The sequence below is a fragment of the uncultured Piscinibacter sp. genome, assembly GCF_937952055.1.
In the GTDB taxonomy this organism is placed as follows: Bacteria; Pseudomonadota; Gammaproteobacteria; order Burkholderiales; family Burkholderiaceae_C; genus Piscinibacter.
The window spans coordinates 1-21778 of record NZ_CALFYO010000005.1; the positions used below are offsets into that span (position 1 = coordinate 1).

At 66.2% G+C, this 21778-nt stretch carries 18 protein-coding genes; 4 read left to right on the forward strand and 14 right to left on the reverse strand.

Annotated features, from left to right (window positions below; all coding sequences use genetic code 11):
- Positions 1 to 139: 139 nt before the first annotated feature.
- On the forward strand, positions 140 to 1630 hold the full coding sequence (locus Q0599_RS01260; RefSeq protein ID WP_298824530.1) for a lipopolysaccharide biosynthesis protein: 1491 nt from the start codon (positions 140 to 142) through the stop codon (positions 1628 to 1630).
- Positions 1631 to 1644: 14 nt separating this feature from the next.
- Here Q0599_RS01260 and Q0599_RS01265 read toward each other — a convergent pair whose 3' ends face one another.
- The 9 genes from Q0599_RS01265 to Q0599_RS01305 all read right to left on the reverse strand — a co-directional run bounded on the left by Q0599_RS01265 (position 1645) and on the right by Q0599_RS01305 (position 10871).
- The gene (locus tag Q0599_RS01265; protein ID WP_298824532.1) at positions 1645 to 2871 is read right to left on the reverse strand and encodes a DUF4038 domain-containing protein; all 1227 of its coding nucleotides are present in this window, start codon (positions 2869 to 2871) and stop codon (positions 1645 to 1647) included.
- Positions 2872 to 2897: 26 nt separating this feature from the next.
- On the reverse strand, positions 2898 to 3248 hold the full coding sequence (locus tag Q0599_RS01270; RefSeq protein ID WP_298824533.1) for a hypothetical protein: 351 nt from the start codon (positions 3246 to 3248) through the stop codon (positions 2898 to 2900).
- A gap of 272 nt (positions 3249 to 3520) precedes the next feature.
- Positions 3521 to 5059 carry a DUF4038 domain-containing protein gene (locus Q0599_RS01275; protein WP_298824535.1) on the reverse strand — a complete coding sequence of 513 codons (1539 nt, stop codon included), beginning with the start codon at positions 5057 to 5059 and terminating at the stop codon, positions 3521 to 3523.
- Between the two features lie 104 nt (positions 5060 to 5163).
- Positions 5164 to 5691: a dTDP-4-dehydrorhamnose 3,5-epimerase family protein gene (locus Q0599_RS01280; protein WP_298824538.1), complete on the reverse strand. Its 528-nt coding sequence runs from the start codon at positions 5689 to 5691 to the stop codon at positions 5164 to 5166.
- Positions 5692 to 5707: 16 nt separating this feature from the next.
- Positions 5708 to 6787, reverse strand: a complete 1080-nt coding sequence (gene rfbG, locus Q0599_RS01285; protein ID WP_298824540.1) for a CDP-glucose 4,6-dehydratase — start codon at positions 6785 to 6787, stop codon at positions 5708 to 5710.
- 19 nt (positions 6788 to 6806) lie between these two features.
- Positions 6807 to 8117, reverse strand: coding sequence for a glutamate-1-semialdehyde 2,1-aminomutase (locus Q0599_RS01290; protein ID WP_298824542.1), 1311 nt, complete (start codon positions 8115 to 8117; stop codon positions 6807 to 6809).
- Positions 8114 to 8776 carry a PIG-L deacetylase family protein gene (locus Q0599_RS01295; protein WP_298824545.1) on the reverse strand — a complete coding sequence of 221 codons (663 nt, stop codon included), beginning with the start codon at positions 8774 to 8776 and terminating at the stop codon, positions 8114 to 8116. The genes Q0599_RS01290 and Q0599_RS01295 overlap by 4 nt, the downstream gene beginning before the upstream one ends.
- Positions 8777 to 9556, reverse strand: coding sequence for a sugar phosphate nucleotidyltransferase (locus tag Q0599_RS01300; protein WP_298824547.1), 780 nt, complete (start codon positions 9554 to 9556; stop codon positions 8777 to 8779). It lies immediately after the preceding gene.
- 25 nt (positions 9557 to 9581) lie between these two features.
- The gene (locus tag Q0599_RS01305) at positions 9582 to 10871 is read right to left on the reverse strand and encodes an NAD(P)-dependent oxidoreductase (protein WP_298824550.1); all 1290 of its coding nucleotides are present in this window, start codon (positions 10869 to 10871) and stop codon (positions 9582 to 9584) included.
- 237 nt (positions 10872 to 11108) lie between these two features.
- Between Q0599_RS01305 and Q0599_RS01310 the strand changes: the two genes are divergently transcribed.
- Genes Q0599_RS01310 through Q0599_RS01320 form a run of 3 tightly spaced genes read left to right on the forward strand, consistent with a single transcriptional unit; the run spans position 11109 to position 14667 of the window.
- Positions 11109 to 11996, forward strand: a complete 888-nt coding sequence (locus Q0599_RS01310) for a glycosyltransferase family 2 protein (protein WP_298824553.1) — start codon at positions 11109 to 11111, stop codon at positions 11994 to 11996.
- Positions 11993 to 13237 (forward strand): polysaccharide pyruvyl transferase family protein, encoded by a 1245-nt coding sequence (locus Q0599_RS01315; protein WP_298824556.1) that lies wholly within the window; start codon positions 11993 to 11995, stop codon positions 13235 to 13237. The genes Q0599_RS01310 and Q0599_RS01315 overlap by 4 nt, the downstream gene beginning before the upstream one ends.
- The gene (locus Q0599_RS01320) at positions 13234 to 14667 is read left to right on the forward strand and encodes a DUF4038 domain-containing protein (protein ID WP_298824560.1); all 1434 of its coding nucleotides are present in this window, start codon (positions 13234 to 13236) and stop codon (positions 14665 to 14667) included. The genes Q0599_RS01315 and Q0599_RS01320 overlap by 4 nt, the downstream gene beginning before the upstream one ends.
- A gap of 103 nt (positions 14668 to 14770) precedes the next feature.
- On the opposite strand, the gene Q0599_RS01325 is transcribed toward Q0599_RS01320, so the two are convergent.
- The 5 genes from Q0599_RS01325 to Q0599_RS01345 all read right to left on the reverse strand — a co-directional run bounded on the left by Q0599_RS01325 (position 14771) and on the right by Q0599_RS01345 (position 21651).
- Complete coding sequence (locus Q0599_RS01325) at positions 14771 to 16600, reverse strand: asparagine synthase-related protein (protein ID WP_298824563.1); 1830 nt, start codon at positions 16598 to 16600, stop codon at positions 14771 to 14773.
- Between the two features lie 225 nt (positions 16601 to 16825).
- The gene (locus tag Q0599_RS01330) at positions 16826 to 17785 is read right to left on the reverse strand and encodes a polysaccharide deacetylase family protein (RefSeq protein WP_298824565.1); all 960 of its coding nucleotides are present in this window, start codon (positions 17783 to 17785) and stop codon (positions 16826 to 16828) included.
- Positions 17786 to 17812: 27 nt separating this feature from the next.
- Positions 17813 to 19180: an O-antigen ligase family protein gene (locus tag Q0599_RS01335; protein WP_298824568.1), complete on the reverse strand. Its 1368-nt coding sequence runs from the start codon at positions 19178 to 19180 to the stop codon at positions 17813 to 17815.
- Positions 19174 to 20421: a glycosyltransferase gene (locus tag Q0599_RS01340; protein WP_298824573.1), complete on the reverse strand. Its 1248-nt coding sequence runs from the start codon at positions 20419 to 20421 to the stop codon at positions 19174 to 19176. Before Q0599_RS01340 ends, Q0599_RS01335 begins: the two co-directional genes overlap by 7 nt.
- A gap of 12 nt (positions 20422 to 20433) precedes the next feature.
- Entirely contained in the window at positions 20434 to 21651 is a 1218-nt protein-coding gene (locus Q0599_RS01345; protein ID WP_298824576.1) for a TIGR03087 family PEP-CTERM/XrtA system glycosyltransferase, read from the reverse strand.
- Between the last annotated feature and the right edge of the window lie 127 nt (positions 21652 to 21778).

Here is a 21778-nt window from a genome sequence, read left to right on the forward strand (position 1 = left end):
CGCCTCAGGCTTCAACGACAACCCCGTCTGGGGCACCAGACCGCGATCGCGGTGACATCTTCCTCTCCCACGCATCGCAGCGGGTGCCCCCCGCCTGCTATGCTGCGCGGCTCTTAAAGGACAGAAGGGCCAGGGAGAGATGAGCAGGGAGATCGCCAGGGGCGCCGCGTGGATGGTGCTCTTCCGCCTGCTCGACCGTTCCATCGGGGTGGTCAGCACGGCGATCCTGGCCCGCCTGTTGATTCCCGCCGACTTCGGCTTGGTGGCAATGGCCATGTCGATCATCGCGGTGATCGAGCTTGCCACTGCCTTCGGCTTCGAGATTGCGCTGATCCAGAAGCGCGACGCGACGCGCGAGCACTTCGACACGGCCTGGACGCTCAACGTCGTCATCGCCGTGCTCGGTGCAGCGATCACAGTGGCAGCCGCATCGCCCGCCGCCAGTTTTTACGGCGACATGCGACTGGTGCCGGTGATGACCGCTATCGCCGTAGCTTGGATGGTCTACGGTTTCGAGAACATCGGCACCGTCTACTTCAGGCGCGAGATGAACTTCGGCGCCGAGTTCCGCTTCATGGCCGCCAAGCGCCTGCTCGCGTTCATCGTCACCATGACTGCCGCGTGGCTGCTGCAGTCCTACTGGGCGCTGGTGATCGGCTCGATGACTGGTCGCATCGCCGGTGTCGCGCTGAGCTACATGATGCACCCCTACCGGCCGCGCTTCGCACTCACTCGCACCCGCGAACTCTTCTCCTTCTCGGGGTGGGTGCTGGCCAACAACATCGTTGGCGTCGTGCTTAGCAAGGTGCCCCATTTCTTCGTCGGCAGGGTGTTCGGCGCACAGGCGGTCGGCACCTACACGGTGGCGGCCGAGATCGCGCAATTGGCACAGACCGAATTGATCGCGCCGATCAATCGCGCGATGTTCCCCGGCTACTCGCGTCTGGTGGCGGAGCCACAGGCGTTCCGGCGCACGTGCCTTGGCGCCACGGCATTGATCATGCTGATCGTTCTACCAGTCAGCGTGGGCATCGCCGTGTTGGCCGGCCCGTTCATCCGCCTGCTGCTGGGCGCCCAATGGGGCGAGGCTGTCCCCATCATCCAGGTGCTCGCCTTCGCGGGTGCTCTGCAAGCACTGACCTCCAATAACGTCTCGGCCTATCTGGCGCTCGGTCGACCTCATCTCGCTACGGCGACGCTGGTGGCCAGGCTGCTCGTGCTCGCCGTCGGTATAGCCTGGCTGTACAAAAGGTTCGGCGTGCTTGGTGTCGCTTACGCCGAGTTGTTGGCCTCGATGATCAGCATGGCCGTCAGCCTGCCGACGATGTTCCTGACCGTCGGACTGAGTGTGCATCAGTATCTTCGCGCTCTCTGGCGTCCCCTGTTGGCTAGCGCGGTGATGGGCTGGATCGTCGCGGAAACCACCGCGGCGCCCTTTGCCGAACTCGATGCTGCCCGCGCCGCCTGGGAACTGTTCGGCGGAACGCTGCTCGGCATAACCACCTTCCCGATCATGCTCGCCGGACTGTGGTGGGCGGCGGGCAAGCCCGAAGCTATCGAGATCGACATTCTGCGCAAGCTGCTCGAGATCTGGCGCGAGCGTCGTGCCGGACAGAAGCAGCCGGTCTGAGGCCGGAACCGAGCTCAGGTGGCGTCGATCACCAGCACGCGCTCGCCCGGCGGCGCGAAGGTCATGCTGCCGCTGTTGGCCAGCGCCGCACTGCTGGCGGCACTGTAGGTCCCGTCCAGCGGGTTGAACCAGCGCGCGCGCAGCAGGCTGGGCCCGAGCGCCGCGAGGTTGACCGTGATGCTGGCGCCGGTGGTGAGCACCATCGCGAAGCTCCGGTCGGACGCCAGCGCCGGACAGACGCGCGAGCTGCCGCTGCCAAGTGCCGAACTCACCAGGCTGCCGTCGGTGCGAGGCACGAGCAGATGCCAGGCATACCCGCCGAACAAGGCCTTGACACGCATGATCTGCGCCGTCGCCGCGGTGTCGAGGTAGCCGCTGATAGCCGACGCTGCACCGATGCCCCAATTGGCGTTGGGTTCGCCCAGGCCCCAGACAGGATAGGCGCCAAAGCAATGGCCGCAGGCACCGGACAGGATCGCCTGGTAGGCCTGGCGGCGCACCGCGGTGTCGGTCTCGGCATTGCCATAGCCGCCCTCGATGAAGAAGAACGGCATCGGGCCGGGTCGGGCGTATTCCTGTGCGGCGTAGCCGTAGCTGACACCGTCGGTGCCGCAGTAGATGTTGTTCAAGTTGAAACCGGGCTGGCCAGCCCACACCGAATACGCCGAGGTGCCACGCGCGCCATGCGCGGTGATCACGGCGTTGGCGTCGACAGCGCGGATGCCCAGCGCGATGTTCCACTGCTTGGCCGGATTGCCCGGGTTGTAGTCGCCGCCCATGGCCCAAACGATGTTGCCCTGGCGGTAGCGGTTGGCGAGGTAGCTGCCGTAGCTCCGCAGCGCCGCGTCGCTGGCGTTGTTGACCGCACTGTCCCAGCCCTGGTCGTTCGGACTCGCGCCGCCGCCGCCGAAGCCGAGATAGGCCGGGAACGCGATGACGAGCATGCCGCGCGCCTTGGCCAGGTTCACCAGCGTGTCCACGCGTTTCCAGTAGGCCTCGACCGGCTGCGTGAAGTCCACCACGCTGTGCGTCATGCCCGAGAAGGGCACATTGCCGGCGACGTCCTTGTAGAACGGGCTCTGGCTGCTGAAGTAGTGCTCGATCAGGTTGACCATCACCGTGTTGAAGCCCTGCGCCTGACGCTTGTTCAGGTAGGCCTCGAACTGCGTCTCGGTGCACTGCACGACCAGCGACCAGGGCGTGTCGGCGTGGACGAAGAACGCCTGCCCCGCGCTGTCCACGAGATGACGCTTGCCGCTCGCAACGCTCAGTGGAAAGGCCACAGCGCCCGACGTCGGAGCCGGTGCAGGTGCTGGTGGTGGTGCAGGTGCCGGCTCGGGAGCAGGCGCCGGTGCTGGCTCGGGTGCAGGTGCAGGTGCAGGCGCCGGTGCTGGCTCGGGTGCAGGTGCAGGTGCAGGCGCCGGTGCTGGCTCGGGTGCAGGTGCAGGCGCAGGCGCCGGTGCTGGCTCGGGTGCAGGTGCAGGTGCAGGTGCCGGCTCGGGCGCAGGCGCCGGCGCAGGTGCCGGCGCAGGCTCAGGTGCGGGTCGGCCCTTGCGACGCCCTCCCTTGGCGAGCGGATCGGCGCGGCCCTCGTCCGCCAGCGTCTCCTCGTCGGCACCCCCGCAACCGGCCAGTCCGCTGGTTGCCGCAAGCAGAGCCACGGCAATCGAAATGCGTCGACGTTCTGGCCTCATCGGCTACTCCTGGGTTGCGACGTGCCTTGCCGGGCACGTCACCACGTATGGCGGTGGAGCCGGGTGACCACGATCACGACGATGCCAGCATCGCCCGGCCATGGAGACAGATTGTTCCTGCCCCACGCCCAGGCCGGTAACAGCCTTGAGCAGACCCCGTCAGCTTCTTACGCCATGTAACCGCAGGCGCCGCAAATCAGGCGGCATCGAGCACGAGCACACTTTCGCCGCTGGGAGTGAAGGTCTGCGTGCCGGTGTTCGTCAGCACCACCCCGGACGCACTGCTATAGCCGCCGTTCAGCGTGTCAAACCAGCGTGCCCGCAGCTGGGCGGGCGCCAGCGCCGACAGGTTGACCGTGACCGCGGCCCCGGTGGTCAGCACCATCGCGAAGCTGCCGTCCGACGCCAGCGCCGGGCAGACCCGCGAGGTGCCGCTGCCCAGCGCGGAAGTGACGAGGCTGCCGTCGGTCCTGGGGACAAGCTTGTGCCAGGCATGCGCAGCGAACAGCGTCTTCACGTATCCGATCTGACCGGTGGCGGTCGTCTCCATGTAGCCCCCAATCACCTCGGCCGCGCCAATGCCCCAATTGGCGTTCGGCTCGCCCATGCCCCAGACCGGATAGGTTCCGAAGCAGTGACCACAGGCTCCAGAGAGGATCGCCTGGTAGGCCTGCCGGCGCACGGCGGTGTCTGTCTCCGCGTTGCCGTAGCCGCCTTCGATGAAGAAGAACGGCATCGGTCCGGTGCGGCCGTATTCCGTGGCGGACAGCGCGTAGCTGATGCCGTCACCCTGACAGTAGACGTTGTTCAGGTTGAAGCCGGAGAGACCCGCGACGTTGTCGTAGGCCGAGCTGCCACGCCCGCCGTGGTAGCTGATGATTGCGTTCGCATCGATCGACCGGATGCCGGTGGCGATGTTCCACTGCGTCGCTGGGTTCGGCGCATCGTAGTCGCCACCCATGCACCAGATGACGTTGCCATAGGCGCTGCCTGGACCATAGCGTGTCGCGAGCCACTCGCCGTAGGCCTGCAGTTCGGCGCTGCTGGCGTTGTTGACCGCCGAATCCCAGCCCTGGTCGTTCGCGTTGCTCGCGCCGCCGCCGAACCCCAGGTAGGCGGGAAAGGCGATGATCACCATGCCACGTGACTTGGCCAGCGAGAACATCGTGTCGACGCGCTGCCAGTAGGCCGGGTTGGGGCGGGTGAAGTCCACCACGGCCTGCGTCATGCCGACAAAGGGGTCGTTGCCGGCCACGTCGCGATAGAACGGCGTCTGGCTTGAAAAGTAGTGTTCAATCAGGTTGACCATCACGCCGTTAAATCCCTGCGACTGTCGCTTGTCGAGGTAGCTTCCGAACTGCGTCGTCGTGCATTGGACGACCAACGACCAGGGCGTGTCGGCGTGCAGGAAGAAAGGCTGGCCATCGGAATCCTGCAAGTAGCGCGCGTTCGCCGACATCGCGAGCGGAAAGCTGATCGGTCCGGGGACAGGTGACGGAGCCGGAGCCGGAGCCGGAGCCGGAGCCGGAGCCGGAGCCGGAGCCGGGGTCGGAGCCGGAGCCGGCGCGGGAGCCGGAGCAGGTGCAGGGGCTGGCGCGGGGGCTGGTGGCGTCGGCGCCGGCGCGGGCGACGGCCCGCTCGTGGCGTCACCACTCCCGCCGCCGCACGCGGTCAGCCCGTGCGTCGCGGCCAGCAATGCAACGGTGGTGGAAATGCGACGACGAAGAAGGTCCATGTTCGTGCTGGGCCGGCTGGCCCTGGTGTTGACCTTCGATCGTACTCGCGCCGAAAGACCGGCCGAAACAGGATGTCTGGGCGGCTGTTTCTCGGCCGGGACGCTCAGTCCAAAAGGGGCCAGCGCTCGTCCCGCTCCGCCACATCGCGCGGAGGCAGCGGCCAGGGGCCGCCGAGATGCGGATCGCTGTAGCGCACGCCTCGCTCCAACCCTGGCGTGTAGAACTGGTCGGTCATGTAGAGGAACTCGGTGCGGTCCTCGAGGGCCTGGTAACCATGCGCCACGCCGCCGGGCACGAACAACGCGCGGCGGTCTGTCGCATCCAGTCGCACCTGGAACACCGCACGATAGGTAGGCGACTGCGGCCGCATGTCGACGATCACGTCGAGCACGGCGCCGCCGACGCAGCGTACGAGCTTCTGGTCCGCGTGCGGCGGCTCCTGGTAGTGCAGCCCGCGCACCACGCCGGCCTGGTTGGTGAAGGCCAGGTTGGCCTGCACGACCTCGAAGCGGATGCCATGCGCCTCGAACTCGCGCTTGCAGAACGCCCGCGCGAACGAACCGCGGGAGTCGACCCTGGGCTCCAGGTCGACGACCCAGGCGCCTTCGACGGTGGTCGGGGTGAACAGCATGCGAGCCCCGACGGCCTCAGGCCGCCGGCACGATGGCGCCGAAGCGATCGATGTCGGCCAGCGTGACCTCGCGCATGTCGGCGCCCTTCTGGTACTCGCGCGTCCAGTCGACGATCCAGGCGAGCGTGGTCTCCAGGTCCAGCTTTGGCCGCCACTGCAGATGGGCGCGCGCCTTCGACGCGTCGAGCTTGAGGAAGGTGCTCTCCGGCGGCCCGGGGTTGGCATCGCGCTTCCACTCGAAGTCCACGCCCCACAGGTCGTACAGCTTCTCGATGATCCAGCCCACCGTGCGCTCACTCTGCTCCGAGGGGCCGAAGTTCCAGCCGCTGGCGAATTGGTGGCGGTCGGTGTAGAGCCGCTCGGCGAGCATCAGGTAGCCGTTCAGCGGCTCGAGCACGTGCTGCCAGGGGCGCGTGGCCTGGGGGTTGCGGATCAGCGTCGGTTCGCCCTTCAGCAGCGAACGCATGATGTCGGGAACCAGCCGGTCGAGCGCCCAGTCGCCGCCGCCGATCACGTTGCCGGCGCGCGCGCTCGCCACCGCCGGGCCGCCGGCATGGCGGTCGGCGCTGAAGTAGGAATGCTGGTAGGCGGTGACGACGAGCTCGGCGGCGCCCTTGCTGCCGCTGTAGGGGTCGATGCCGCCGAGGCGCGAGTCCTCGCGGTAGCCCCACACCCACTCCTCGTTGTAGTAGCACTTGTCGGAGGTGACGACCACCACCGAGCGCACCGACGGCGTGCGGCGCACCGCGTCGAGCAGGTGCACCGTGCCGACGACGTTGGTGGTGAAGGTCTCCACCGGGTGGTCGTAGGAATAGCGCACCAGCGACTGCGCCGCCATGTGGATGACGATCTCCGGTTGGGCGGCCTGCATCGCCGCTTCCAGCGAGGCCAGGTCGCAGACGTTGCCGATGCGCGAATCGACCAGCTCGCCGATGCGGGCCATCTCGAACAGGCTCGGTTCGGTCGGCGGCGGCAGCGCATAGCCGGTCACGGTCGCTCCCATGCGGTGCAGCCACAAGCACATCCAGCTGCCCTTGAAGCCCGTGTGCCCGGTGAGGAACACGCGCTTGCCCTTCCAGAAATCCGCTTTGACCATGGTGAGTGGGTGTGTTTATTCAGGCGAAACGTCGGATCGCCGGCTTGACCGGGCGACCACAGAGGTACTTCTCGATGCCTTCGTCGAGCGCCTTGCGGTACACGACGAAAGCCTCGGCGAAGGCGGCGATCGTCAGGTCGATGTCACGCTCGCCGTGCGAGTAGTTGACGACCAGCGAGGTGGCGAGGATGCCGCGGCGCAGGATCTCCTGCATCAGCAGAGTGCGGAACGGCTGCGACGGCTGGCCCTGCGCGTCGCGCGAGCCGAACACCAGGCAGCAAGGCTTGCCGAGGATAGGCACCTGCTGCGCCACTCCGGCCGCTTCGGCCGCCCCGCGCAGGCCGCTGGCGAGCCTCTCGCCGCGTTGCCACAGCGTCTGCACCACCGGCTGCTCGCGGTAGACCTTCATCGTCGCGATCGCCGCCGCCAGGCCGTGCGTCTCGGCGCCGTGCGTCGTGGACAGGAGGAAGACGCGTTCGCGGTCGTGGTCGAATCCGCCGAGCTGCATCAGTTCGCGCCTGCCCACGAGCGCCGACACCGAGAAGCCATTGGCCAACCCCTTGCCGAAGGTCGACAGGTCGGGCCGGATGTCGTAGTAGGCCTGCGCGCCGCCGTTGTGCCAGCGGAAGCCTGTGATCATCTCGTCCAGCACGAACACCGCACCGTGCCGGTCACAGAGGGCGCGCACGCCTTCGAGGAAGCCGGCCGCCGGCGCGGTCTCCTTCTCGGCCTCGAGGATCACCGCGGCGATCTGGCCAGGATGCGTGTCGAACAACGTCTCCAGGCTGGCCAGATCGTTGTAGTTGAACTTGAGCGTCAGGTCCCGGGTGGCCTGCGGGATGCCGCCGGGCATGCCGGAAGCGCCGATGAACCAGTCGTCGACCGAGAAGAACGGATGGCTGCCGCAGATCGCCACCAGGTCGCGACCGGTGTGCGCCCGCGCCAGCTTGATGGCGCCGGATGTGGCGTCCGAGCCGTCCTTGCAGAACTTGACCATCTCGGCATGCGGCAGCAGTTCGAGCAGCGCCTCGGCCGCCTCGAGCTCGATGCGCGCGGGACGCACGAAGTTCGAACCGCGATCCAGTTCGCGCCGCGCGGCCTCGACGACCGGCGCGAACGCGTGGCCGAGCGACACCGCGCGCAGCCCGGAGCCGTATTCGATGAACTCGTTGCCGTCGACGTCCCAGACCCGGCAGCCGAGGCCGCGCTCGATGATCGGCGCCATGCCTTCCGGATACTGGTCGTCGGCCTTGGCATAGGTGTGCGCGCCGCCAGGAATCAGGCGATGAAAGCGCTCGCGCAGCGCGTTGGATCGGTCAAAGCTGGTCATGCGCGCCCCAGGACGAGTTTGCGGCAGTAGAAGGCCTCGGCGAAGCCGCTCGGCGCATTGCACTCGATGCCGCGCAGCCGCATCAGACCTTCGAAGGTGGCCGGCGTGAACCACTGCTTGTCGATCTGAGTCAGAAACACCTTCATCAGCAAGTCGACCTTGCGCTTCACGGTGGCCAGCGGCAGCGGCACGAACACGGACGGCGAGCCCAGGCCGCCGTCGTACTTCGGGATCTCGTACTCGAGCACGAGGTGGTTCCGCCATGTATTCCAGGTCAATTCGCCGACGACCCGGTGATCCTGATGGAACTCCTCGCGCATGTGCGTGAAAACCACGTCCGGCGAGACCTCGCGCTTGAGCTGCTCAAAGTAGTCCTTGATCGCCACCGCCTCGGTCGGAAAGTAGGCACCGCGGAAGTCCTTCACCACCACCCGCGGGGCGACCGCCTTGCGCAGCAGCATGGCCGCGGCGCGGCGCGCCTCGCGCTCGCGGCCCGCGCCCGAACTGAGCACCACCCAGTGCACCTGCGCCTCCGGGTAGGCCTTGAGCAGTTCGACCACGGTGCCGCCGCAGCCGATCTCGATGTCGTCGCAGTGCGCGCCGAGAAACAGGAAGACGGGCGCGCGGCCTCCCGGCAGGTTCAGCCCGAGGTCGATCATCTACTTCTTCTTCCAGACCATCCACGGACAGTCGCCGCGGCCTTCCATGCGGTCGTACATGATCTTGTCGCGGAAGGTGTCCATCTGCTGCCAGAAGCCGCTGTAGCGGTTGACGTGCAGCTTGCGCTTGGCGATCAGACGGTCGAATGGCTTCTCGACGAGTTCGTCGCCCTCCTCGATGTGGTCGAAGATCTCCTTGCGCAGGCACATGAAGCCCGCGTTGATCCAGAACTCGGTCTCGGCGATGCGGCCCATCGAGGTCACGGTGCCGTCATCCTCGGACTGCACGCAATGGAAGCTCTGCGAGGTGCGCACGGCCATGATGCTGGCGATCGCCTCGCTGCGGCGGAACTGCTCGATGTGGTCGTTCAGCGGCAGGTCGGTCAGGCCATCCGCATAGTTGGCCATGAACTCGTTCTCGCCCTCGAGGTACTTGCGCACGCGCAGCAGGCGCTGGCCAAGATTGGCGTGCAGGCCGGTGTCGACGAAGGTGATGCGCCAGTCGTGGATGTCGCTCTGCATCAGTTCGATCTTGCGGCCGCCTTCGCTCATCGTGAAGTCGTTGGACAGCGTCTCGTCGTACTTGGTGAAGTACTCGCGAATCATGTCGCCGCGGTAGCCGAGGGCCAGGACGAAGTCCTTGTGGCCGAAGTGGGCGTAGTAGCGCATCAGGTGCCACACGATGGGCCGCACGCCGATGTTCACCAGCGGCTTGGGAATGGTGTCCGAATGCTCGCGCAGTCTGGTGCCCAGCCCGCCGCAGAAGAGAACGACCTTCATGAATTCATCCTGTGTGTGATTCTGTTCATGCTGCGACCGGGAAGCGCTGCGCCTGCTCGGCACGCAGCCGGTCGACCAGACGGCCGGCAGGCAGGCGCACGTCGCCGTAGCGGATCGGCTGATCCTTCGGCACGTCGCGCGTCAGCACGCAGTCCAGCGACACCGCAATCGGCACGAAGCTTTCCCTGGCGCAGACCTCGTAGCGCTCAACCAGGCCGTAGCAGGTGAAGCCGCCCATGCCGTCCAGGGTTTCGCCAGCCTTCAGGTCGCGCTTGGCGTAGGAAATGGTGTCGCACACCGGGGCCCCGCGCGGCGTGATGGTCGGATCGTTGAAGAGCACCGCGCGCGCCACCGAGTGCGGGATCTGCCAGGGCGGCAAGTGGTAGGGCGTGTAGAACATGTACAGCGGCCCGTTGCCCATCTTCAGGTAGGCCATCAACTTGCGCTTCTCGGGGTGGTCGTTGCGGCAGATCACGAACGCGCCTGTGTGCGGCGCCGCGCCGAGCGAGTAGTCGATCAGTCCTCCCGCGGCAAAGTCGTCGGGCGTGAACTGCGCCAGCATGTCGTTCACATGCGCGCAGGGATAGCCCTTCATGCCACGCACCTGCGGCACGAAGCCGGTGGCATTGCCCATGATCGCAGCCTCCAGCGCCAGCTTGGAGCCGTCGGCGAAGCAGGCCAGCACGGCCGGGTTCTGACCGAGCTTGTTGGCCAGTTCCGTCTGCGTCTGCGGATTGCGGTAGCGGTCGAGAAAGCCCTTCATCTGCCCCATCAGCACCGGCTCGTAACCCATGCTGTCAAGGAAGCGGTAGAGGTTCATGCCCACACCCGGTTCGTCGCCGTCGGTGTAGGAGACGACGACGCCGGCGCTGTCGGCGTAGGTCTTGAGGATGGGCCCCACCGAGGCATCGACCTCGGCACCGAGCATGATCACGTGCTTGCCCTGCCGCAGCGCCTCGTAGCAGACGCGCGTGCCGAACTCGACGTGGCCGGTGGACTCGATCACCGCGTCGACCATGCCGCACTCACAGACCACGGACGGATCGTCGGTGACGGCCGGCTGGCCGGCCTCGATGGCCTGCTGCAATGCAGCGACGGAGGACACGCGCCGCACCGAAGGCACGCCGGCGCCGGCATAGGCGCGCTCGGCCTTCTCGACGGTGCGGTTCACGATTGCCACCAGCGACATGCCCTTCACCGCCGAAACGATCTGCAGCGCGATGCAGCGCGCCATGTAGCCGCCGCCCACGAGCGCGACCCGCACGGGCTTTCCGCTCGCAGCGCGTTGCGCCAGGACGGTGTCGACGATGATCATGCGGCCTCCAGGTTCATTGCGAGCATGATTATGGGTTCCGCCGTTCTCGTTGACGGCCACCATAACGTGATGAACACCCCGATTTCTGGGGGGTCGCCGTCAATCTTGCGAATGCCATTGCTACATTAGCGGCACCCGATCTCGGGCTGGTGCGGTCCGGCGTCCGCGGGCTGACGCGGGCATCGCGCACGAGCCGGATCAGCCCGTCAACTACTCCTTCCCCCGCCCAGTCAGTCGATGGACCGCCAGCCGCCTCTCGTCACCGTCGGCATCCCCATCTACAACGGGGCGAAGCATCTCGAGAAGACCGCCGAGTCGCTGCTCGCGCAGACGCTCGGCGATTTCGAGTTGCTCATCGCAGACAACGCCTCGACCGACCGCACGCCCGAGATCTGCGCGGCGCTGGCGCACCGCGATCCGCGTGTCCGCATCATCCGCCACGCCACCAACATCGGCGCGCCACGCAACTGGAACTGTCTCGTCCATGAAGCACGCGGCCGCTACTTCAAGTGGGCATCGGCGAACGACCGTTGTTCACCGCTGCTGCTCGAGCGCTGCGTGCAGGCCCTGGAAGCCGACCCCGGCGCCGTGTTGAGCTATGGACACACCCAGCTGACCGACGAGAACGATCAGCCCATCGAGGTCTATGCCGGCGACATCGACGTGCGGATGGAGCGGCCGAGCGAGCGCTTCGCCATCGTCTGCCAACGCATGAACCTGAACAACGCCATGTGCGGCGTGGTCCGCACCGACGTGCTTCGCAAGACCGGCCTGGACCGCCTCTATCCCTCCGGAGACATGGCGCTGACCTCTGAACTGGCGCTGCACGGACGCATACTGCTGCTGCCCGACGTGCTGCTGTACCGTCGGCACGCGCCGGGCAGTTTCACCTCCCTGCTCGACCCGCTTCAGATCCAGCGCATGTACGACCCGGGGGCGCAGCGGCCAATGAAGCTGATCCGCAGCCGACGCCACCTCGACAACATGGCCTGCATCGCACGCGCACCCATCGACTGGACGGAGAAGTTTCGCGCGGCGGGCACGGCATTGCGGTTGATGGCCTGGGATCGCCGACGTCTCTGGAACGAGTTGCGCGCGCTGGCCGGCCTGCAGACGACCGGATGATGTCGGCCGCACGCACGGGCGCGGGCACGGGGCCCGTTCGCATCGGCCTGCTCGGCATGTACGCGAGCGCGAACCTGGGCGACACGGCGATCCAGCAGGCCGTGATGGCCGGCCTGCAGGCCCGGCGACCGGACCTCGAGTTCGTCGCCATCTGCACGGCACCGGAAGACGCCGCGAGCACCTTCGGATTGCGCGCTCACCACATCTCCGGATTCGGCAGGATGGTGAGCCCGGGCCAGGGAATGTCAGCTCCAGCCGCGTCGCCTTCTGCATGGGAGCGCGCCCCACGACCGCTGAACCTGGCAGCCGCGGCTTGGCGGATCGACCGCCTGATGCGGGAGATCGACATGTTGCTCGTCTCCGGAAGCGGCCAGATCGACGACTTCTGGGGTGGCCCCTGGGAACAGCCCTTCCGTCTGAGGGCCTGGGCCGGCGCGGCGCGACGTCAGCAGAAGCCGGTGGCATTCTTCGGCGTGGGCGTGGACCAGTTGCTGACCCGTTCCGGGGCATGGCTGGCCACTTCGGCCTTGAGCCTGGCCGACTTCCGCGTCCTGCGCGATTCGGGCTCGCTCGACGCGCTGCGCCGGCTGGGCTTCCGGCACGCATGCGATGTCTGTCCCGATCCGGCTTTTCATCTGACGGCGCCGTCCCGAGCCGGCGGAGACGGCGAACCGCCCTTCGTCGTGCTCAGCCCGATCGTTCGCAACGCCTGGCCGGGCGCTGCCGACGCCGCCTATGCGAACTACCTGCATTGCCTGGCGGCCACAGCCGATCACCTGCTGGGCAAGGGCCTGCACGTGCGCTTCGTCTGTTCGCAGACACGCATGGACCCACCGGTGATCGCCGCGGTGCGCGCGCGCATGCGGTGCGACCCGGCGCTCACCAGCGACTACACCCCTCGCACGGTGGATGACTACATGCGCGCGACGCAGGGTGCGGAGCTCGTCGTCGCGTCGCGTCTGCATGCGCTGATCCTGGCGATGGTGGCCGGCGCGCCGGTGGTGGCCACCTCCTACGCGCGCAAGGTGACGCAGCAAATGACCGACGCCGGACTCGCCGCGCAATGCCTGGAGATCCAGAACCTCGAGCAGCTGCGCCTGATCGAGCTGATCGACGAGTCGCTCGTCGACCTGCCGCGGCAACGCTCGCAGCTCGCCGCCACGGCGTCCCGCTTCAGGTCCGAGGTGGACCAGCGCATCGAGCGACTTGCCGCTCTCGTACCGGCGCGGATCGACGCATGACGCGAGGACCGACCCGCCGGCAACTCGCGCTGGCGGCGTTGGCCGCCGGCGCCGGCGCCGGGCTGCTCGGCTGTCAGCGCGACGACGGTGTGCCGCGCAGGCCGATGCCCCCGGCGCCGCGCGATCTTGAGCCGGTGCCGCCGGCGCCGCCGGGATCGCTGTTCCCGCTGCAGGTCCGCTCCGGCACGAGGCACCTGCTGGACGCGCAGGGGAGCCCCTTTCTGCTGCAGGGCGACAGCGTCTGGTCACTGCTCGCGCAGTTGCGCCGCGAGGAAATCGACTTCTACCTGGCGGACCGCAAGGCGCGGGGCTACAACGCCATCCTCGTCAATCTGATCGAGAGCCATTTCTCGGACCACCCGCCGCGCAACGGAGAGGGCCAGGTGCCCTTCCTGTCGCCGCGAAGCTTCGGCACCGTGTCCGAATACCTGCGACGCGTCGACTTCGAGACGCCCAACCCGGTCTATCTCGAGCTCTTCGACCACTTGCTGGAGCAGGCCGCGCAGGCGGGCATCCTCGTCATGGTGGCACCCTGTTATGCCGGCTACGAAGGCGGCGAGCAGGGTTGGTGGGAGGCAATGCAGCGCAATGGGCCGGACAAGCTGCGCTCCTGGGGGCGTTACCTCGGACATCGCTACCGTGGCCACCGCAACCTTCTCTGGGTGCACGGCGGCGACTACAACGTCCCCGATCGTTCTCTCGTGCACGCACTCGCCGATGGCATTCGCGAGTACGACGCGTCCAGTCTGCACACCTACCACGGCAGTCGCGGGACCGGGGCGCACGACTGGATGGGGAGTGCGTCGTGGCTGAACCTCGGCAACGTGTACACCGGTGCCGTGGTGGCCGACGCCGCGTTGAAGTACCGAAGCATGTACGGCGATGTCCCGTTCGTCCTCCTCGAGGCGTTCTACGAGGACTATCCAAGCGCCCCTCGCGATCCGCGGTTGATCCGCACGCAGGCGTATCAGGCCTTGCTGTGCGGGGCCTGCGGCCAACTCTCGGGCCACGACGACCTGTGGCAGTTCAGGCCGAATTGGAAAGAGGCGCTCGGGTCCGCCACGGCGACCAGCATGACGCAGCTTGCGGGTCTGTTCTCGCGACTTCCCTGGTGGATGCTGCAGCCACGAACCGCGAACGCGCTCTTGCGCTCGTCCGTAGGCTCCGGGCTTGACCGCACGGTAGCGGCAATCTCTGAGGATGGGCGGTTGGCCCTGGTCTATTCGCCGACTCCGCTGCCCCTGGAACTGAACACTGCCGCGCTGCGCGGCGGCCGATACCGCACACACTGGATGGACCCGAGCAATGGTCAGTGGCAGGTCGGCGCAACTGAGTCAGCGCCCGACTCTGCGCTTCTACGGATTATGCCGCCGAACGTCAACGCGGCCGGTGCAAGCGACTGGGTGCTACGAATCGAAGCGGCCGACTGAACCTGGCCGTCAGCGCCACGTCCCGCAGAGAGACGTCTCAGGTGGACTCTGCTCGCCGCGACAGGGACTCATTCTCAGTCGCGATGCCACGCCTCCCGGATGCTCAGATGCGCCGCGAGTCCAGCCACAGCCCGAGCATCATCAGGATCCAGACCATTGTCCCGTAGTAGCCAGGGTGCTCAGGCAGCTTGCGCTTCATCAGGTCATCAATGAAACCTGCACGCACCATGCCACGCGGCCGCAGAAGGTCGATAGCCTGCATCGCCAGATTGCGCAGCGGTGCGTGGTTGACGAGCCAGTGACCGACCGGAAGCCCGAATCCGTGCTTCTGTTTGGCGATGATCTGCGACGGCAGGAAGTCGGACAACGCCTGCTTGAAGAACCATCGCAGCGCCGTTCCCCGAAGCTTCATGTCGGAGGGCAGATCACTCGAGAATTCGATCAGCCGATCGTCCAGCAGCGGGAAGGTGACGTCAACACCGGCGAGGCGGCACATATGGGTGACCTTGGGCAAGTCGCCATCGGCGAGGATGAAGCGCAGGTCGATGCCCAGCATCTGATTGATGAGACTGGCCTGCGAGAAAGGACCGAAGGCCTCCACCATCAGTGCGCGGGGGTGCTCCGTGTCGATGCCCGCCAGGAAGTCCTCATCTAATACTTCTCCGACGCCCAGGTGCTGAAGCAGGTTGTAGGACTCGTAGCGCCGCGGCATCGACGGCCGAGCCTGCTCAACGTAGCTGCGCAGCTTGCGCATCGGCGCAATGTGCTGGATGCCGGGCATCGACGTCAACGCCGGTTCGATCAAGCCTCCGCGCAGGAGCTCCGGCACGCGGTGGTAAAGACTCAACAGGTACTGCTTCGCGTAGCGCTCGTTGCCGCCGAACAGTTCGTCGCCACCGTCGCCGGCAAGCAGGCGCCGGATGCCGTGGTCATGCGCGAGCTTGGCGCAATAGTAGGTAGGGACTGCGGAAGAATTTCCGAACGGCTGGTCGTACGAAGTCGCAATCTTCGGTACGGCGGAAACCACGTCCTGGGGTGTGACGAAGTACTCGTGATGCGAACTGCCGAAGTGCTTGGCGGCGATCCTCGCATAGCCGGTCTCGTCGTAGCCCGCCACATCGAAACCTATCGAGAACGACTCGGCGGGCATGCCGCTTACGCGCCCGAGCATGCCCGTCACGGTCGAGCTGTCGGTGCCGCCGGAGAGAAAGGAGCCGCAACTCCGCGTGTCAGCAGCGTCGCGCACCGAGCACTCGAGAATCGACATGAAGCGCTGCTTCAATGCGTCGACCCCGACGCGCGCACCCTCGCTGAACCTCATCGTCCAGTACGGCTGCGGTTCCGACACGGTCTGCGGATCGAATTCGAGACAGTGACCGGGAGACAGTCGCAGACAGTCCTTGTAGATGGTCTGTGGCCCCGGCACCACGTGATAGTAGAGATAGTCGTACAGGGCCTGTGGCGACAGCGTGCGCTGCACGTCAGGATGGCCGCCCAGCAGGTCCAGAGAAGTGCCGAACACGAGCTGGCCTGATGCCCACGTGTACACGAGGTGGTGGACACCGATACGGTCGATCGCCAGCAGGCCGCGGCGGCTACGCCGGTCGAACGCGGCAAGTGCAAAGTCGCCAGCCAGCCCCTCCAGGGCTGATTTGCCCTGTGCGCGCAGTCGCCGTGCGAGTTCCCCGAGCGGCAGCGTGCCCGCACCGGACGAATCGGCGAACCTGGGGTGACCGGCGACGATCAACTGGTACTCGTCTTCATCGTGCCACTGCGGTCTTGCCGTCGAGCCGAACATAGCGAGCGCCGCATTCGCATCCCAACGTCGCATCGGCGCGTCGAGCGGCAGTCGATGGGCGGCTAGCATTGCATCGACCCGGGCTTCGGATCGGTCGAGGGAGTCTTTCGAGAACCAACCGCAGAAACCTGACATGCATCCTCACGAGTAGTAGGAACCGCAGGCCGCCCGGGAGTGCCGAGCGACGTGGCCGCAACGTGACGGGATTGTAGGGGTCGACCTTTCTTCGATCGCCGTCAACACGCGGGGGGCGCCGTCGGAACACAGGGTCGGCATGGCAAGTAACTGACGAGCTGCCAGCCGCGCTTCAGTCGCTTGCGCCAACTTCGATCGGCCCGCCGTGCGCTGGGTCGGTTCGGGCTACGCCACCCGCTCTTCTTGCCGCCGCAGATTTGCAAGCAGTCTCGCGCCAAAGCGGAGTTGTCCGCGGTCCCACGGCGTAAAGCGCGGAAGCTGGAATCGATCCGAGCGCATCGAGGCTGCGCCCCATGCAGTCGAGACGGCGCAACCGAAGCCGCACTCCTTGGCCATCTGAACATGCTCTGCGCCGTAGTCCTGACCCGGCACACCATTCGGGTAGGCAAAGGCGCGAACGGGCTGTCCGAGAATTTCCTCAAGCGTGAGCTTGCTCTCACGCATCTCGCGAAGCGCCTCAGCACCTGGAATCTTGGTCAGAATGGGATGGGAGACCGTGTGAGCGCCGATCGCGATCCCGCAGTCGCGCAGCGACCTCAACTGCTGCCGATTCATCATTAACGGTGCCGGCGGGTCCACGCCGGCCGCCTCGACGATCACGTCGACGGCATGTGTGCGTTCCTGGCTGGTTCGGTGCTTGATCCGCTCAAGCAACTGGTCAATCGCCGCTCGGCGATCAGAGTCGCTGGCCAGCGCATGCCGCCCCAGCCCGGCGGCGTCGAGACGCAGTTCCGGCAGTCGGCAGGCACGAAGTGCCTCGATCACGCGGTCGTTCCACATGACTGCGCCGTCCAGATACGCGGTCGAAACAAAGACGGTGGCCGGCAGTCCGAGGCTGCGCAGGATGGGAGCCGCGACCTCCAGGTTGTCCGCATAGCCATCGTCAAACGTGATGGCAATCGCTCTTGACTCGAGATTGCCACGGAACAGAGCTTCTGCCGCCGCTTCCAGCGGCATCACCCGGAACCACCGCTTGACCCATGACATCTGCTCGGCGAAAGACTGAGCGTCCGGGACCTCCGGAAAGAGTGCATCTCGACTCCGCAGCACCCGATGGAAGATCAGGATGCTGAGTCGCGCCGCATTGCCGGAAGGAGATGCCAGCAAGAGAGGAAGCTTGTACACGTTATCCGGTGCCCGTTCAAAGTCTTCTCAGCGCGCGGATGACTGGCTCTCGATCAATGACGTGCCAGGCACCGAGTGGGCGCCAGCGGTCGGCCTGACGCTCTGTCGGGATGGGCCGACGCCAATCTGCAGTACCGACACCAGCGCCGCCAACAGCCAAAACTGCACCTCCGCCATCAAGTAGTCCGTCGCAAGCCCAGCGACCAGCACGACGCCGAGTGCGCCAAATGCGCCCGAGCCCAGCGTGACGAGTTCCACATCACCGCCTGCGTCGTTCATTCTGCGCAATCGCAGGCCCGCCAGCAGCCCCCAGAGAACGAGCGAAAGAAAGATCACAGCGCCCGGGATGCCCTGTTCCACCCACGCCGTCATGAACGTGTTGTGCGAGGAACGCCCCGCCTCCTGATCACCCCCCTCGGCGAGCTTGGCCAGCCACTGCTCATCGAGGTATTTCGGGCTGATGGGAACGGTGCCCCGAAACCCGACACCGGCAGGGTAGTCGAGCGCCATCTGCAATTGCGCCTCGAGGATCGCCTTCCTCGAACGCGCGCTCATGTCGGCTTCCTCGCTCTCGGCAGTCACGTCCCCGATTGTGAACATGCGCTCGACGAAGGTCTTGTCGACCACGATGGCAAAGCCGACAAGGGCAATTGCTGCGATTACCCAGAAGCGCTGTCGATGCTCGCGCGCCTTCGTGAGCGCGATCATCAATCCGCCCACGGCCAGCCCCAGAAACGCACCTCGGCTGTTTGCAAGGACAAAGCCCTGACCGATCAGGCCAAGGGCCGCCAGAACGACCCAGCGCATCCGACCGCGTTGCGTCAACAGCAGAACGAATCCGGCCATGGCACCCGTGGCCAGCACCATGCCGAGAGTGTTGGCGTCGTCCATCCCCGGCCCACCGACACCATCGAGGCGGCCTCCGACACGGCCCGTCCCCATCGCGATCAAGCCCAGTATCCCGCAGCCGAGCACGAGGGCGAATAGCATGTTCCTGATGCCCTCCTTGGTATCGGCCAACCGGTAGACGAACCAGTACGCGACGAGATACTTGGTGAACTGCACGCTGCCACGCAAATGTTCGTCCGGATCCAGCGCCCAGGGTGTTTGAATCCACATCCAGACCGCGTAGGTCGTCAGCAGCACGGCTGGCCCGGAAGCGAGCCAGAGCGGTTTGGTCGCGAGCCGCCCGCGATGGAAGGCAATGGCCAATGCAGTGACCAGGGCCGACAAGAGCGCCCAGCGAAGATCGGGAAGCATGTACCCCCACCATCTCGACGGTGGATGAACGAAGATCGTCGCGAGGTAGAAGTACATGCCCCAGATCGGGTGCCGCACGAAGGCCAGCACGGAGCACAACGCGCAGAACGCCACGTAAAAGAGGACGCTCAGCATCGTTCGCGCTGGCTGATGTGGAGAGGAGACGGAGATGCCGCCTCTGCGGAGACCCCCTTGAGGCGAGTTGCACCGTACAGCAGTTCGAACTGATCCAAGACGATCGATCGCCAGTCGAAGGACGAGGCGTGGCTTCTCAGCGCGGCCGCCGAAACGCGTGTCTTCACGGTGTCGGTGATCGCAGCAGCGAAATCGAGCGCACTACGACCCTGAACGATGCGTCCTACACCCACTTTGGTGATCATTTCGCCCACTGCGCCCACGGCAGTGGCGACCACCGGTGTCCCACAGGCCATGGCCTCGAGCACGACGTTAGGCCAACCCTCGCGCAACGATGTCAGTGCCAGTACGTCGGCAGCGGCATAGAGCAGGCGAAGCCTCGCCTGTGGAACGACAGCCATGAATCGCACGCGGTCCGCCACGCCCAGTGTCTGCGCGGCTGCCTTCAGCGACGAGGCCTGCGGTCCGTCGCCGACGATCGCCAGTTCCCATCCTGGCAGCAACGTCAAGGCCTCGATGGCCAGAAGTTGGCCCTTCTCAGGCACGAGATTGCCGACGCTCAGCATCAGCGGGGCGCTTCCCAGGCCAAACGCCTCACGCGCGGCGTCGGTCGCCTCAGGGAAGAACAACTCGGTATCCACACCATTGCGCAGAACACTGACGTTACGCACTGACGGATCAATCTCGAGCAACGAATCGCGAAGCCCCGGGGACACGGTGATCACCGCCGCCGCACCCGCCATCGCGGTACGGATCCGCGCACTGATGCCGGGAAGCCGCGCCAGCACATTGACGTCCGTTCCGCGTGCGGTCAGCGTGTACGGAATGCCGAAGCGTGCCGACAGCAGCGAGGCTGCGACACCGTCAGGGTAAAGGTAGTGGGCGTCAATGACATCGGGATGAAAGCCTTCGCCCTGCAAACGCTTGATCGCGCGCGCCGAAACCAGCGCCATGCTCTCCGGCTGGAAGCGCACCCCCACGCCCGGCAGCATGACGTAGCGGGGATACACCACTTCGATGCCGCCCGCACGATGCTCGCTCCTGCGCGTGGCGGCGAACTCGGCATACCTGCCGAAGATCGGTGAACGCCAAGGAAACAGCGGTACCGGTGCGACCACCCGCGCCTCGACGGGCGCATGACACAACAACTGACGCAGGCGGGTCTCGACAAAGATGCCGTGGCGAGGCCGCGCCGCGCTCGGGAAAAGCGACGTGAACGTCAGGACGCGAAGTGCCCTCAAGACAGGCCTTCCTTAAGCCGGGTCCAGTACCATATTCTCGCAAGCACCGCGACTGACGCTGCGCGCGACGATGCCGTCCAGCCGCTGCATCGCGGCTTCCCAGCCATGGTGCGTGAGGACGCGTGCGCGCCCGGCCTCGCTCAGGCGCGCGCGTTCGGCCCGATCGCCAACGAGCCGAAGCACCGCCGAGCACACCTCGTGCGGGGAGTCCGCCGCGAGCAGGTGCTCCCCCGGGACCGCATCAACGCCGCGAGCCGCTACCGTGCTGCAGACCACGGGCACGCCCATCGCCATCGATTCGAGAATCTTGTTCTGAGTGCCTCGCGCAATCTTCAAGGGAGCCACCGTCACTGCGGATCGCCTCACGTACCGCCGGATGTCCGGTACTGACCCCGTCACGGTGACGCCGACATGACGTGTCAGCGCCTTGACGCGCGCCGTTGGCGCTGCACCAACGATCTGAAGCCTGAGGGCCGGGCGCTCGCGCTGGAGCAGGGGCAAGACCTCCGCACAGAAGACTTCCATGCACTGCTCGTTCGGGAAGTAGTCCATGCGCCCCACAAACGAGATCAGGTCCTGATCATAGGGTTCCGCGTCCGGACTGAAGAACGCGGCGTCGACGCCGTTGGCGAACCAGTCGACGCGCTCGCGCACGCCCATGCGATGCAGCACGTCCATCTCACCGGCTGTGGCCACGGTGACGGCATCGAAACGCGCCGCAATCCGGCGCTCGGCGGCCGCCAGCCGCATGCCTTCCCAGCGGTAGCCCCAGGACAGCGGCCATCGCTTGAACTGCGTGTAGTCGAGCCACTTCTGCGAGTCGACATCACAGAAGTCGATCAGCTTGGGCAGGCCCCTGGCCTGCTCGAGATAGCGTCCCACCGCCGAGCAGTGGGCAAAGGCGAAGTCGAAGCTCTTTGCGTTCAGCCGCCGTTGCAGCGCACGCGACAGCGCGGCACTGTGGAAATAGGCTTCGGATGCGGTCCAACGGGAGGGCAGCGCGGCAGCCATCTTCAGCGTTTGCAAGGAGTCATGAACGCGGATCGCCTCGAACGCGTGGCACTGGCCCGCAATGCCGGCGGCCTCGGCCAGCTCCTGGTCGCTGCGTACCAGCGACAGGACGGTGACTTCGTGCTCGCGAGAGAGATGCCGGATGACGTGAAACGCCCTCACCTTGCTGCCGAAGGTGGGCGGGTACGGAAAACGATGCGAAAGAAAAAGTATTCGCATGGCGGTCACGCGGTGACCTCGCTCAGCCGATCCGCTGCGGGACTCTGATCGCGAGGCCTAAGCCCTTGGGCATGGCGCAGGAAGGCCTCGAACATCATCAGCGCCCACAGCGGGCTGCTGTAGTCGC